The organism is Novipirellula caenicola (assembly GCF_039545035.1).
GTDB lineage: Bacteria > Planctomycetota > Planctomycetia > Pirellulales > Pirellulaceae > Novipirellula > Novipirellula caenicola.
Window position 1 is genome coordinate 143,187 of the sequence record NZ_BAABRO010000006.1, and the last position, 14,692, is coordinate 157,878.

A 14,692-nucleotide genomic window follows, 5' to 3' on the forward strand; every position below is an offset into this window, starting at 1 on the left:
AAAGCGTGGATGATTGCCGCGCGAATGCGAATCACCACCGTCTGGCGTCGATAGCCACGGGAAACGTTTCACGGCATGCCTACTTGCTGCGGCGAGTTTTAGCCGACGAACAGCGGACGCAAGTGACGTTCGTAGATGTTTTTGGTTACTTCGTTGCCGACGATCTCTTGGTTCTGCTTCAACAGATCGGTGTAGCGTTGGCCGTGTTTTGCCGCGACCTTGAACGAGACATGAAGCAGTTGCCGCATGTGAGCGTTAAAGTGCTCGTTGTCTTGGATATGCCGAATCGCACTGGCCAAACGAGGACCCGACCAACCGTTGACGGTTTCCGCGTCAGGCAGCTTGCTATTGTCAATGTCGATGACGCTGGCGTACGGAGCACAGAACTCTTCGACATGCTCGAGGGCGTAAGCATAGATCTCTTTGGCCAGAGCCAGCCCATCGCCACCCGCTTCGGCCAACCCAATGATCTCTTCGAGCCAGGTGGTACCGGCGGTTTTGATGTGCAAACCAGCACCGGTGCGTTGCAGGCACTCGCGGATGATCGGATACAGGCTGAATTTATCGCTGCCGCTGTGAACGCTTAGCTTCAACGTTTCAGGAAGTCCATAGGTTTTCACGGCATGTGCAATCACCGCTACATCGTCATTAAATTCACGCTCGAACTGTTTCAAATCGCCAACATAGTCGACGCCTTTGTTGAAACGACCGGTGAATTTGGGAGCGATCGTTTGGACCGGGACTTTCTCGTCGGCAATCGCAGCCAGGATGACCAGCAACTCAGGGGGTGTTTGCGGCGAATCCGTTTCGTCCATCGAGATCTCGGCGATCACGTTGTCGGCGCCTTTTGCGTCGGCGATGTGACGATAAATTTCACCCGCTTCTTTGACGGCCAACAAATATTGCTCTGCGACGCGTTGGACGTCTTCTTTGCTGACCTCCAGCGGTGACGACAAACCGTCGAGCGTCAAGGTGCCAACAAGTTCGGGGTGGCGGTCAACAAACGCAGCGATTTCCTCTTGGGGTGCCGACTTGCCAATCGAATCGGCCACGTCGATCGTAAAGAAGTCGCTGCAAGGGATGAAGGGATCGACCGTTGCCAGTTGAATATGGTCGGCATCGACGTGCCATGGCTTGTTCCAACCTCGAGTTTCGACCGCATTTTTCGCCGCATCGTAAACGCTTTGCGGCTTCGACCCGACAAAGGTGTGTTCGCGATTGGATTTGTTCCATACCGGCGCGACGTCCACGCCGTCTTGGGCAAGTTGCTCGAACGCACGTAATTGAGCAGCCGCTTGATGTGCAAACCGGTCGCCAACGCCAAAGGTGTATTTTTCAATTACGAGCATCGATCTCTCTTTAAAGGTGGGATGAAACAAGGACGTATTCTGCCATACATTCGTCAGTGGCCCATAGCCGTGGTTGACTTTTGCATGTCCATTCTTAACCTGGCCAGCGTCTAGATTAGGCCATTCCGCCGCCGCCAACAACGCTATACGGCGTGAACATGGCCGGGCGATCGATGAATGCGGCCGGCACCGGCGTGGATGATCAGGACGTTTCATCGGGCGGCGGACTGCCGATCTATTCCAACATTCGGCTGAACATGCACAATTGGCCGGTTGTGCGTGCGGCCAACAACGGGTTCCAACGAAGTTGGTTCCTGCGTTTGGCGAGTTCTTCGCTCAATTTGCGAATCGGTTGGTTGAGTCGCACGAAGCCGAGTCGCTCTGCCGCTTCGGACAACGCCCGCCAATCTTGTTCGGACGTTTGGGTGAGTCCAGTGAGCAGGATTTCGCTCAGCTGGATGTTGAGCGTGGTTAGGAAATCCTTGATCGATGACTGCGGCGAAGACAGCGATGAATCCACTGCTTGCGTCTCGGTTTGAGCGTGCGTGTCGCCACCGCCGATCCAAGTGGATATGGCCTGACGCGTCCGGTCGTCCGATTCAAACACAATCGTGATCGGCTCGATTTCCAGTTGCTGGTGCACCCAGCGGACATGGCCACAGACAAAGCGTGCGTCCTCGCCTCGCGTGGCCAGCATCTGCTGCAATTGGGTAAACCCCGCATCGCCGCGATGGTGATAGGGAAACACGATTCGAGCGGTCTCGTCATGGGCATCATGCATCGTCGCGGTCAGTCGTTGATGAACGACATCAAAATCCGAATCGGTAATCCGAGTGACCTTCAATACGTGTAGGTTCTCAGTGTGCCGAAGCGGTCGCAACCAATCCGGAGGCAAACGTTCGAATCGCTCTCGTGCCTGTTGGAAATGATCCATCGCCAGCGGAGGTTGTAATTGTTCCCACTGAAACGATTGAGGATTGGTCGTCAGTTTTCCGCTGGTTCGCGGCAGGATCAATTCATCGGTGGCGGTGCGTTTTCCGGAGCCTAGCATCAATTGCGACATCGCTGCTGAGCCCAAGGACACGCCGCGGCTGAGTGAATGGCTAGCCAAATCCGAAAACGACTTCGCCGTCGTTTTTGCGTTCGGTTCGGGATCGGCAAACACCCGCTGCACTGCAACGACGGTACCGGTATCGACGTCTTGGAAATAGGCGAGCATCTTGGTCTGCGAACGTCCCGGGCGAACGCCAAGGCCCAATCCGACCAATCGTCCCGCCTTGATGTCGGTGCGGCGATCGGATTTGTTGCCTCGCACGAGCGGCTGAGGCACCGACCCGTTTTGTGACCGAATCGATCGCGACCGCGCGATCAATTCGCCAAGCAACCGGACGGTTTCCACTGGACTGAATCTCGCATCCTTCTGGATGTAACGTTCATGTTGGTGGATCAGCTGCAGCACCAGTTCGGCAGGCCATACCAGACCGCATGTTCGCAATTGTTTTTCCAGGCGTGATAAACGCTGGGGCCACGTTGCGCTGCAACCGGAGATCCCATCGCTGCATAGTTCGATCATCAGTTCGTCGAGCCGGTCCAGTGCATCGTGAGGGACGGGCAACTCGTTTTGCCCCAGTGCGATTAGACCCGCGTTTCGCTGTGGATCGAGTTCGCGAAACGCCCATACCGCCATCGCCGTCCACTGTGGCAGCATCGTGGCCGAACAATCCGCACGTGCATAGCGAGCGTCCCCCGGCACCGGGAAACGAACGGTACAGGATTCATGCAGAAATCGAGCGGTCGGTTTCTCGCCACGCGTCAACTCGACCAGCACGCCGTCGTCGAACACCTTCCTGGCACGCGTGATCGTGGCCTTGCGAAAATGGTGAATCAACTCCTCGTCGGGGATTTGTCCAGGATCCCACGCGGTCGTCGCTTCTGCGGTGCCGATGTTCTCGTGGACCGCGAGAGCATCGCCGCAATTTTCGTCGTCTTCGCCTTGATTCGCGGCGGTCTCGTTCGCCATGTGTCGTTGATAAGCCAGAACCGATCGCACGACATGACGGCTGATTCCTATCGAACCGCTGGAACATTGGGCTTCGTGAATCGTCTGCCCCGCCACAAATCGGCACACCGTTCCATCGGACCAAGTCACGATTAAATCGTGGACCGCAGCATCGTCGGTGGGCTGGTCGATTTCGTAACGCCAATCGCCATCGTCCAATTCGCGTTGGGCGCGTTTGACCGTGCCTCGGTTTGTCAGCGAGGCCAAATCGTCCGTGGACAGCGACAGCAGATCGACTCGTGTCATTGTGGTTACGCCCGTACCTTTTCGGCGACCCATTGAGCGAGTTCACCGGGAGTCATTGCCGCGACATGCCAACCGATTTTGACCAACTGGGCGGCGATTTGTTCATCGTACGTCGGATCGGCTTGTCCATCCAATGCGGCCAAGCCTAAACACGTGACGCCACTTTCGACCAATTGGCGAGCGGCCGCGTAGAGCCGTCCGGCGGGACCGCCTTCGTAAAAATCGGTGATCAACGCCACGATGGTGCGTTGCGGATTTTCCACCAGCGTGGATGCATAAGCGGCCGCCTGGCCGATATCGGTTCCGCCGCCGAGTTGAACTTTCATCAATGTTTCCACCGGATCGACGATCTGGTCGGTCAAATCGACGACCGAAGTATCAAAGATACAAAGATGGACCTTCATCATTTGCATGCTGTAAAACACTGCTGCGGTGACGGCCGAGTGAATGACGCTGTCGAGCATGCTGCCTGATTCATCGACCAGGATAATGATTTGCCAACGATCGACCTGTCGCCGTACGCGTGAATAAAAGTACGGCGTTTCCACCAAGACACGCCGTTTCTCGGGATCGTAGTGCTTCAAATTTCGTCGCAATGTCGTTTGCACATCAAAGTTTTTGGCGATGCGTAGAAAGGAACGGTGGCGTCGATCGACGGCCCCTTCGAACGCACTGCTAACCTGCTGGGCCATTTCTTCCATCAACTGCTCGACCGCTTTGCGAACGAGTTGTTGTGCCGCCTTCAATACGTCTTGATTCATCAAGTGCTTAGTTCGCAGCACCGCCTTGAGTAACGTTTGGTTCGGTTGAGCACGCGCAAGCACATCCGGGTTGGTTACCATCTCGTCAAGCTGATATCGCTCAAGTGCATCCTTTTCCAATCGTTCGATGGTCGATTTTGGGAACAGTTCGTGGATTTGGTTGATCCACTCAGGCACGGTCAACGAGCTGGCGTCGAGGCTGCCGGATCGATTGCCGTCCTTGCCGCGTACGTTTTGACCACGTCCTTCGCGATCATACAGAAACCCCAAGCATTCTTCTTGCCGTTGTTGTTCCGGCGACAGCCCCCCACACAATTGTTCGCTGCCTGATCCCATTACCAATCGCCATCGTGCCTGACGCTGGGTGGTTGTTTCCGATGCATGCGAGCGATTCGAATCAGAGTCGGCCATCGATTTGCTCCAGTCCATATTTGGCAATGGATTCGAACAGCCGATCTTCAATCGCTAACGCATCGGCGGCGGTCGCTTCGTCGGCGGGCAATGGGCTTAGCGGTTGCGACGGTTTGAGTCCAAGTGAATCAAACAGCGTGGACAACATGTGATGCTTTTCGCGAGGCGTGAACGAGGTGAATGCTAACCGCAGCGACGGCAATGCGGTTTGGAATTCGTCGCCGCCAAACCGCAGCAGAACTTGGTCGATCGAACAAACCAATTGCGGATGCCGCTGAGCGACCTCTCGGGCCAGCGTGAACAAACCATTTAGAAAGTCACCCAAATGCTCGGGCTTGGCAAAGAACATCAGATCCTCGAGCACTCGATCGGGGCTCGCCCGGCCAATCGTCCACAGGATGCCTGCGGCGGCCCCTCGCACGCTCGGTGGTTTGTGAGCGTCCGCTTGGATTCGAGCGAACACCCCCGCAAATTCATTCTCGTCCAAATCCAACACGTCGCCGATGCGTCGATACGTTTCCAGCATCGCTTGAATGCCTCGCAAAATCGAACCATCCGCGGCAGTTTGCTTGCCCAATGATTCGAGCAACCATAGCGATCTCGCAAATGATTGACGAACCAAGTTCTGCAGCTGAGGCAAACGGGTCGTCCCAAAGGCTTCATCAAAGCAATACAAATACAACAAGTGTCCGAGTGATTGAGCGACCTCGACAAAGCGAGGTTCTGTTGCAATCAGACGTTCGAGTGATTCGAGCAATGATTTCGATAGCGAATGAACGCCACACTGCGATGCTTTGACCAACAACTCGGCTGCCATCGCAGCGTCGCGTTGGTGTTGACGAGATTGTTCAGTCAATCGAGCGGCCACCGCCTCGGTCATCGTGGTGCCGTAGCGAGACGCTTCGATGCAGGACGATTCAAACTCGGGAGTCCATCGCTGCTGCCATGTTTCCCAGAGCCGCTCGAGTTCACCTCGGGTGAGAAAGTCGGTTCCCCCTTCGCGGCGAAATCCTTTGATGTCCAACACGCTCAATTGGTGCAGCAGTCGACTTTTTTGTACATCAGCGGCATCCAATAGATCCAGTTCGATCGATTCGCTCCGCCGCGTTGGTGCGAGGCCAAGTGAGGTAATTTGATGCTGGATTTCCTGGACCAACGGCGGAGTACGAGTTCCGCTGGCTAATCGCCCACGCTGGTCACCTCGCAGCACCGCATGCACGGCATCGATAAAGGGGGATTCGCAATCGTATTCCAATTCGTCTTTGATCAGCGATGACGTTACCGCGTCGATCAAATCTCGTCGCCACACATGGTGGCGTCCCCGCAACGCGGCTAGCGCCCGAGCCGACGTTTGGACGGCGATCAAATCCGCCGTGCTGAGCGTCTGTTTTCGGTTCCGCAGCGCGCCCACCAATCCAGTCAACAAGGGTTGGTGGTCAAACGGTTCGTCGCGATTTCGTTGCGTCCAAGCGTGATGGTAAAATCCCGGACTGGGCATCCCCGCGTTGTAACCGGTTAGATTGTCGAGCCGTTCGTAGGAATAGGTTGTCAACGCGATTCCGCGATCGATGATGGCCGCGATCACTTGCTGTGCCGCTTCACTCGGAGGCGGATCATCGATTCCTGCACACGCGTAGCCTTCGTTTCGAGCCAGCAACGCACTGCTGTGAAAACCGCCGGTCACGACCAAGGTCTGGCCACGGGTTTGTTTGGACGTCGCCGCGATTTGGGCTGCCATAAACGCTTCGCGTCGACGGTCGCTAACACTCACGCTGGGTTCCCACGTGCGAATGTTCCAGCACAATGAATGAGTGCGACGTACATAATCCGCTGGCTCAAGCGTCTGATGCGACTCAATCAGCCGGTCCCAAAGATCGTCAAAATCTTCGACTTGCAGCCGCTCGCACAACGCGTTGACGTAGCGTCCACGACGCAGTTCGGCGTCGGCATAACGGTGTGACGCACGTTCATCGCCGGCACTTTCTGACCACGGCAGATCGATAAAACGGACCTCGGCATCGATGCGATGCCCGTGCTGGATCGCGATCCATTCCGGTGAATATTCACAAAATGGATAGTACACCCCTTGGTGCGTCAGCTCGGTTTCGGCTTGCTCGTCGCGGGCCGCCACTCCGGCTCGAAAATAGCTGTAGATCGCGATCGGCAACTGATGGTCGAGCAGCAGTTCGCCAAGGTGTTCGTTGTAGTCGCTCGGCCCTTCGATCAACACCGCGGTTGGGCGGAGTGTTTCGATCAGCTGAGCGATCAACATGGCACATGCCGGGCTGTGGTGACGGACGGGGAAATAGACCACGTCCGCTGTGGTATCACACAGCCGATCGATCAGCGGTTGATCATCCGGTGCTGGATCGCGGTTTGGCATCCGACGCTATCTTCTTTTCAAAAATCCGTGTGCGAGTTGTCGAGGAGTGATTCACGCAGAGCTCAAGTCAGTTCATCACGAGCATCAAAGAAGTCCTTCCATCGACCGTGCTTGCGTTTCTTGATCACATGGTCGAAATAGTGCCGGACTTTTTTCAGGTCGTCGGGATTGTCCTTCAGCACGCTGCCGACCAAATGGCGAACCAAATGAGTCGGTTCGATTTTGCCGTCGGCGTAATAATACGCATGCACGCCGGCGGCATAGGCCGTGCCGACCGCTTCGGCAGTACTGAGTACGGTGGTCGGTGGATCGATGCCTTGACCTTCGATCGTTTTGCCTTGGCGAAGTTCACGAAACGTGGTGACCAACAATTCGGTCAAATCTTGATCGATCGTCACCGGGACTTGCGAGCGATCGAGATTACGGTTGGTTTCCCGCTGGACCAATTGCATCTCTTCGCCGATATCGGCAATCGGATGCACCGTTTCGAAATTGAATCGCCGTTTCAGCGCCGCACTCATCTCGTTGACTCCGCGGTCACGCGTGTTCGCAGTGGCAATCACATTGAAACCAGCTCGTGCGTACAAGCTGCGACTTTGTTCGGGCAATTCAGGGATCGCCATCACGCGGTCGCTGAGCACCGACAACAGCACGTCTTGGATTTCCAAAGCACAACGCGTGATCTCTTCGAACCGAACCAATTTTCCATGCGTCATCCCCAAGTACAGCGGCGCAGGTACGAGCGAATTCTCACACGGCCCTTCCGCGACCAATAATGCATAGTTCCACGAATAACGGATGTTGTCTTCGGTGGTCCCCGCACTGCCTTGGATTGTCAGCGTCGAATCGCCGCTGATCGCTGCGGTCAACAACTCGCTCAAGTAACTTTTGGCGGTCCCCGGTTCACCGATCAACATCAGTCCGCGGTTGGTAGCCAGCGAGACGATACACCGTTCCAGGAACGCACGCCGCCCGACAAATTTAGGTGGTCGGCCTTGTGACGCGTCGCCCAAGACAAACGACAACACCGCACGCGGCGACATCTGCCAACCCGGCGGTTTCGGATCGTCCGCCGAGGCACTGGCCAATTCGGCAAGTTCGTCGGCAAACAAGACCTCCGCCGGAGGACGTTGCTGCGACGCGGACGCTCCGTTTGATTCGCCCTGCAATTTTCGGGAACCCGCTTTTTTCTTGGCCATCGCTATTTTGCTTTCGATTTCAGCACGTGAAGATCCGCCATGACTTCGCTGAGCACGATCGGGGAAACTTCACTTAGTTTGAGCGGTTTTTCGCTGCCCCAGCCATATCCCGACGGATCCCGCATGCCTTTGCAAAAGTGAATCGTTTCGGTCTTTAACATTTCATCGGGATCGATGTATCCCATGCCCACCACGCCATCGTAGTGCACGACCGCAGTGACATCCGCCGAGGGAAATTGTTTGGAATGCTCGTCAAAGCAACCTCCATCCATGGCCACCCCACGGACCCAACCGAGTTTTTCCAGCGTGAACACCATCGTCGGTGCTGCCAACGACAGTCCCGAGAATCGATCAAGTTGCCTGGTTTTCTCTTCGCCTTTTTCCAACCGATAGATTTCGCGTCCGAGCTGTGGAAAGGGAGTGATGATTTCGTAATCGCTTAACACTTCGCCCCACGTGCTGCGCTCGTCTTCGGAAAGATCCAAGGGATGCATCAGCCCGATCTGATCCGCCTTGTCGATCGCGACCGTGGCGTCGTTGGCATCGGCATAGTCACGTTCCTCGGTGACGCGGAACAGGCCCAAGCGATTGCCTTTGGCGTCGAACGAGCCCCAAATCAATTTCTGTACCAAGTGCGTCATCAAGGGATGTTTGACCAGCAGAGATTCAAAATCGTCGACCGACCAACGACGACCGGTGACCATCGCTTGCTCGAGTCGTCCGGCCTGCAGCGTGGCGACCTCTTTGATTTGCTTTTTGATTAGCTTCCATTCGCTGAGCGATTCGTTAGCGATCGTTTCATCATCCTTCGCTGCTGGTTTGGGCATGTTGGGGCGTATCTTGCCCGCCTCGTCGCGGACCATCGGTTTGAGATCGCCGCCTAGTACAAACGAGAACGATCGTGAGCCAAAGGAGAACTCGCGTCGTCCCATTTCATCGAGACCGCAATCGGGGATCACCCGGTCTTCGAGTTCCGCGCGAGTCATTCCCTTTTCTTTGGCAATGTCTTCGACAAACGCGGCTGCTTTGGTTTTGAGTCCCTTGAATTTCAATTTCTGAGCGACCCCGGACAACTGCATCAGCGCCGTGTTGGTGCCGACACCTCGCAAACACTCCAACCCAAAGACGGCTCGAGCGTGTTGGCTTTCCCCAGGCCAAACGCGGACCATCGGAGTCAATTTCATCACGCAACCATCGTCGCCGATGTGGCCGATGGTCCCCATCGCCCATTTGTTTTTTGAGACCGATCCGTCTTCTTGCCAAAGTTCAAACAATCGCCATGCAAACGCATCACGCACGCCTTTGTCAACGTGTTGTTTGATCGCGGTTAGCAAAGAATGCCGTTCGGTGACCGGAGTGACCGCCAAAACGTGCAGCACGGTTAGCAGTTGCTCGTCGCTGAGTCGTTGGTCGCCGATCGTCAGCGGCGGCAGGTGAGCAGCATTGGCCCACGGTGGCAATTTGGGAACACGCGGCAATTCGACCGTCGCCAATGCGTCACGCAGCCATTTGGGCGTTGTTTTTTCATCGAGCGGGTCAAAGGTCTTCTCTTCAAAATCGAGCACGTCGCGTTGGACACGAGCGGCGCCTTCGGATTTTTTGCCGGCCTTCGTCACCGCATCTTCAATCACCGATTCCAAACCGATGCGTTTGACCGATCGCAAGTACTCGATGGCAGCGTCGGCAAGTTTGCCTTTGGATCCCGCCGTGTCGATCAACCCCGAGACGGCGTTGCCGATCTCGTGGGCCATCCAGTCGCGTGCCAACGCAGGCGTCTTGGCCTCTAACCGGCACTGCAACATCGGTTCGGCCGCTTCGGGGGCTCGGACGAGCCCGAGGACTTTCAACAACGCAGTGCAATCGTCCTTGTTGGTTTGTCGACAAATCTGATCGGCAACGACATCGAGTGCCGAAAATTCGGTACAAGCCAAAAAGCCGCGTGCGATTTCGGGGGTGTTGATGCGAAGTCCGAGCCGCCGCCATTCGGATTCCACCTGCTCGGCACTTCCGAGCCCAAACAGCAAGGCTTGAGGACGATGATAGTGATCGATCCACTCGTCGCTGCGGCGGTAGCGGTCGTCCTCCCAACTCGAGACAACTTGTTGAATTTCGTCGTGCATCCCTAACATCGCGGCAAGGTAATGCTCGGCAGGGTAAGACGAGTAGGAATCGGCCGGTTCAAATTGCGGGTTGAACGTCTTGCGAATCCGTGCTTGCAGTTGATCGATCTCGCTCGGCTGCAAATAGGGAAGCACGTGGCTGCGAAAACTGTTGCACAGCGACCGCATCAACTCGGATTTATCGTAACTTTGTTTTTTCTTGTACCCTTGAATTGCCTTGATCAGAATTTGCAAACACTCGTCGGCGCTGAACAGACTAAACAGCGGTTGCATGAATGGCTGAGGAACGCGTCGCTCGACCTTGCTGACCAGATTAGTTGCTTCATCGACCGAGACCTTTCCGGTGAATTTGTTTGCCTTGACAATCTTTTCGGCGTATTTCTCCAGAGCAGCCTTGTTTTCCAAGCGACTGGGGTTGCCCGTCATCAAGCACAACCAAAAGTGCGCCTCTTCGGGAGCCAAGATCGATGGCAATTTCAGTTTTTCGTAGGGAATCGTCCAACCATAGTCGGTGGTTCTCAAGCTGGTAAATCGCTTGACGCCCGCATCGATGTCGGCGGGCTTCGGTTCGCCGCGTTCAAGAGGTTTGCATGCACGAAAACTGGCCAAAGCCCAATCGGCCGGTTCAAGATCGATGACGTGGGTGATCTCGGTCACCACGTCGGCCGCCGGGGCGGCAGCTTCGGTCTTGGCCGCGGGTTTGCCGGCAGCTGATTTGCCGGCGGCCGATTTGCCACCTGCGGTTTTTGAGGCGGCTTTGGTCGATTTTGTCGTCGATTTCGGGGCTGGCGACTTGGTGGTTGCCGCCGACGAAGTTGCGGTCACATCGGAGTCGGAGTACCCCTTTTTGACTTTTTGTTGAACCAGTTTGTCGAACGATTTTTTAGCCGCCGCAGCATCATCAAACTCTTTGGTTTGCGATTGGCCGCTGGTTCCGACGCGGCCAAACGTCACCGTGTGCGATTGGCCCTCCAATTCGATATTCCAGAATTTGTGAGACTTTCCGTCTGAAAAAACAAGCTGGCGGCTGGACATCCTTTGCGACTCCCTACAAGGCAAGTTGGCGCTACGAACGGCTTCGATTGCCGAGTATTATGCCAGAGCGCAGAGGGCTTCGCCATCAACGGAGGGCCTCCGTATTGGCGGTTTCGTTAATCTTTGTCGGCGCGGAGCACCGAGACGAAGGCTTTTTGAGGGATGTTGACGCTGCCGAATTGCTTCATTTTTGCTTTGCCCTTCTTCTGCTTTTCGAGCAGTTTCTTTTTACGCGACACGTCACCGCCATACAGTTTCGCCGTGACGTCTTTGCGGTAGGGCTGGATCGTGGCACGCGCGATGATCGTTCCGCCGATCGCACCTTGGATCGGAATCTTGAACTGATGCCGTGGAATCGCTTCGGCTAACTGTTCGCAGTAATGCAGGGCGCGGGTGCGAGCTTTGTCGCGATGGACCAGATACGAAAGGGCGTCGATCGGTTCCTTGTTCACCAAGATATCGACCTTCACCACATCGGTGGGACGATATTCGATCGGTTCATAGTCAAACGATCCGTACCCACGCGTGATCATCTTTAGTTTGCCATAGAAATCAAACAACACTTCGCCCAGCGGCATTTCGCTGATCACTTCCAACCGACCCGCCGACAAATAGTTCATCGTTTGATTTTCGGAACGGTGTTCACGACACAATTCCATCACCGGTCCGACATACTCTTCGGGGATCAAAATCGACGCTTTGATGTACGGTTCGCTCGACGATTGGATGTTGGTTGGATCGGGCCAATAGCTTGGGTTGTCGACTTCCAAGGTGCTGCCGTCATTGAGTTCCAAGCGGTACTTCACCGACGGAGCGGAAATGACAAGCCCCAGATCAAATTCGCGTTGCAGTCGTTCTTGGATGACATCGAGGTGCAGCAGTCCTAGAAAACCACAGCGAAATCCAAATCCCAACGCGGCGGAACTGTCTTTTTCAAACGTCAACGCCGCATCGTTGATCGACAATTTTTCGAGCGCCTTGGTGAGATCCGGATACTCATCGGTGCTCATCGGATAGACGGACGAAAACACGACCTGTTTGGCGGGCTGGTAACCCGGAATCGGTTCCGCCGCCGGCCGATCCAACAGCGTGATCGTATCGCCGATTTCGATGTCTTGAACACTCTTGACGCCTGCGACGATGTAGCCGACCTCACCGGCGCTGAGTTGGTCTTTGGGGACAAGTTTGAATTGGTTGTACCCCAATTCGTCGACTTTGTAGTCGCGATCGGCATGCATAAAGTGGATGGTATCGCGAGGTTTCAGTGTGCCTTCCATCACACGGCACTGCAGGATCACACCGCGGTACTTGTCAAAGTGAGCGTCGAAGACCAGTGCTTTGACCGGGGCCTCGGGATCGCCCTTGGGCGGCGGCAAGTGTTCGACAATGCCTTGCAAAACATTGTCGATACCGACGCCCGTTTTTGCGGAAACCGGGATCGCGGCAAACGGATCGAGCCCAAGATCCGAATCGATCTCTTCACGAACGCGTTCGACATCGGCGGCCGGCAAGTCGATCTTGTTGATCACCGGCAACAATTCCAAATCGTATTCCATCGCGAGATACAAATTGGCAACCGTTTGTGCCTCGACGCCTTGCGAGGCATCGACGACCATCAAGGCTCCCTCGCATGCCATCAGCGAGCGGCGAACTTCGTGCGAAAAATCAACGTGGCCAGGCGTATCAATCAGATTCAATTGATAGTCGTGGCCGTCGGTGGCGGTATAGTTCAGCGTGACCGTATTGCTTTTGATCGTGATCCCACGTTCTCGCTCGATGTCCATCGAGTCGAGCATTTGGTCATGAAACTCACGCTGCGTTACCCCGCCACACGCCTGGATCAATCGGTCGGCAAGCGTCGATTTACCGTGGTCGATATGGGCGATAATACAAAAGTTCCGGATGCGTTTCATGCTTTGGATTTCACTCGGGATTGTCGGAGTTGGCGTGCGGCGCAACTGACAATCGTAGTGCATCGAGTGAAAAAACGACAGGGACCAAAAAGCGGCTCGAAGTCGTCCGCCGGGCAATCACGGGCTGGTTGAAAGCGTTTTTTCCTCGCGATGGCTACCGAGGATCTTGCATCGGATGGCGGAACTCTAGTGGGGGGCGGCGAGAATAACGGCCCGGAAAATGGCTGTCGAATTTGTGCCGAGCGTTGAAATAGGGATCATCCAACAGATCGGGAGCTCGAAAGCTGCCCGATTGATAGGGATCGTTGATGTATCCGTAGCCGTAAAACGGGTAGCCGTACGGGTTGTGGATGTCGCCGTGATTGCGGCCGTGGTATTGCGTTGCACGCATGCTAAAGCCTGGCGATGACGCTGGCGATTGCCAGTGATGGCGGTGCGAATGCGTGGGGCAGTTCTGTGCCTGAACTTCGCTGCTGAGGCTGATTCCTAGCGTTAACGCCAGGAAAAACGTGAGTCGAAACATGTCGGATCCATCGGAAAGTGAGGACGTGCAACCACTTAACCCTACACCGTATTTTCCGCACCAACGGAACAAATTCGCAAATTTGATTGCAGTTCCGCTACGGACGTCAATCACCGCAGGGGTTGCAGCAACTGACTCCACCTTGGATCCCCTGCAAATACTCGCCCGACGGCTCGCGATGTTCCAACGTGAATCGCATGCCTCCCACGGGCAACGCCTCGGTCTCTTCCGCCGTCAATTGCAAACGCCAAATTCCCCCCTGTTCGAATGCACAACGTTGCGGATCGGTCACTTCGACCACGACCGTGTTGTCGTCGATTTGGCTGTAGACGCGAAATCGAGGTTGGTGTCCCGCCCAATCGACCCGCATTCCGTTGACGTTGTCGGCGATTTCGAACGTCAAATCGCAGGCTTGTCGTGGTTGCACACGAATCCACGACGAAGGGTAAGTGGCACGCTGTGTTAACGGTTTGGCGCGTATTGTCATGATGATCGATTTTTTTGACAAGGAACGACGTTACCGACAAAACGGAGCGTCCGTGATGCGGTTCCATGTAGCACCCACGCCGCTTGTGTCCAACGCAGCACTGCGAAGTGCAATGGCTGTGCCGAGGGCCGCGGGCGCGACAAGACGACAACGGTAACAGCGTTCATCCCGGCATTGCGGCGAATGCTATGGAAGAAACCGTTGCC

General features: G+C 55.5%; 9 protein-coding genes. All 9 read right to left on the reverse strand.

Annotated elements, in window-relative coordinates; genetic code table 11:
• Nucleotides 1-98: 98 nt before the first annotated feature.
• Nucleotides 99-1,565, reverse strand: coding sequence for a tagaturonate epimerase family protein (locus ABEA92_RS14400; RefSeq protein ID WP_345684541.1), 1,467 nt, complete (start codon nucleotides 1,563-1,565; stop codon nucleotides 99-101).
• 19 nt (nucleotides 1,566-1,584) lie between these two features.
• The gene (locus tag ABEA92_RS14405; protein WP_345684542.1) at nucleotides 1,585-3,654 is read right to left on the reverse strand and encodes a hypothetical protein; all 2,070 of its coding nucleotides are present in this window, start codon (nucleotides 3,652-3,654) and stop codon (nucleotides 1,585-1,587) included.
• 5 nt (nucleotides 3,655-3,659) lie between these two features.
• A complete protein-coding gene (locus tag ABEA92_RS14410; RefSeq protein WP_345684543.1) occupies nucleotides 3,660-4,826 on the reverse strand; it encodes a VWA domain-containing protein in 1,167 nt (388 codons plus the stop codon).
• Entirely contained in the window at nucleotides 4,813-7,209 is a 2,397-nt protein-coding gene (locus ABEA92_RS14415; RefSeq protein WP_345684544.1) for a DUF5682 family protein, read from the reverse strand. The genes ABEA92_RS14410 and ABEA92_RS14415 overlap by 14 nt, the downstream gene beginning before the upstream one ends.
• Before the next feature lie 62 nt (nucleotides 7,210-7,271).
• On the reverse strand, nucleotides 7,272-8,408 hold the full coding sequence (locus tag ABEA92_RS14420) for an ATP-binding protein (RefSeq protein ID WP_345684545.1): 1,137 nt from the start codon (nucleotides 8,406-8,408) through the stop codon (nucleotides 7,272-7,274).
• A 2-nt stretch (nucleotides 8,409-8,410) separates the two neighbouring features.
• Nucleotides 8,411-11,563: a WGR and DUF4132 domain-containing protein gene (locus ABEA92_RS14425; protein WP_345684546.1), complete on the reverse strand. Its 3,153-nt coding sequence runs from the start codon at nucleotides 11,561-11,563 to the stop codon at nucleotides 8,411-8,413.
• Nucleotides 11,564-11,679: 116 nt separating this feature from the next.
• Nucleotides 11,680-13,476 carry a translation elongation factor 4 gene (gene lepA, locus ABEA92_RS14430; protein ID WP_345684547.1) on the reverse strand — a complete coding sequence of 599 codons (1,797 nt, stop codon included), beginning with the start codon at nucleotides 13,474-13,476 and terminating at the stop codon, nucleotides 11,680-11,682.
• Between the two features lie 154 nt (nucleotides 13,477-13,630).
• Nucleotides 13,631-13,999, reverse strand: a complete 369-nt coding sequence (locus ABEA92_RS14435) for a hypothetical protein (RefSeq protein WP_345684548.1) — start codon at nucleotides 13,997-13,999, stop codon at nucleotides 13,631-13,633.
• A 106-nt stretch (nucleotides 14,000-14,105) separates the two neighbouring features.
• Nucleotides 14,106-14,486: a hypothetical protein gene (locus ABEA92_RS14440; protein WP_345684549.1), complete on the reverse strand. Its 381-nt coding sequence runs from the start codon at nucleotides 14,484-14,486 to the stop codon at nucleotides 14,106-14,108.
• Between the last annotated feature and the right edge of the window lie 206 nt (nucleotides 14,487-14,692).

Bases quoted from the DNA above. Each gene is read 5' to 3' on its own strand.
- ABEA92_RS14400 (WP_345684541.1), bottom strand. From the start codon at position 1,565: ATGAAACGTCCTGATCATCCACGCCGGTGCCGGCCGCATTCATCGATC.
- ABEA92_RS14405 (WP_345684542.1), bottom strand. From the start codon at position 3,654: ATGACACGAGTCGATCTGCTGTCGCTGTCCACGGACGATTTGGCCTCG.
- ABEA92_RS14410 (WP_345684543.1), bottom strand. From the start codon at position 4,826: ATGGCCGACTCTGATTCGAATCGCTCGCATGCATCGGAAACAACCACC.
- ABEA92_RS14415 (WP_345684544.1), bottom strand. From the start codon at position 7,209: ATGCCAAACCGCGATCCAGCACCGGATGATCAACCGCTGATCGATCGG.
- ABEA92_RS14420 (WP_345684545.1), bottom strand. From the start codon at position 8,408: ATGGCCAAGAAAAAAGCGGGTTCCCGAAAATTGCAGGGCGAATCAAAC.
- ABEA92_RS14425 (WP_345684546.1), bottom strand. From the start codon at position 11,563: ATGTCCAGCCGCCAGCTTGTTTTTTCAGACGGAAAGTCTCACAAATTC.
- lepA (WP_345684547.1), bottom strand. From the start codon at position 13,476: ATGAAACGCATCCGGAACTTTTGTATTATCGCCCATATCGACCACGGT.
- ABEA92_RS14435 (WP_345684548.1), bottom strand. From the start codon at position 13,999: ATGTTTCGACTCACGTTTTTCCTGGCGTTAACGCTAGGAATCAGCCTC.
- ABEA92_RS14440 (WP_345684549.1), bottom strand. From the start codon at position 14,486: ATGACAATACGCGCCAAACCGTTAACACAGCGTGCCACTTACCCTTCG.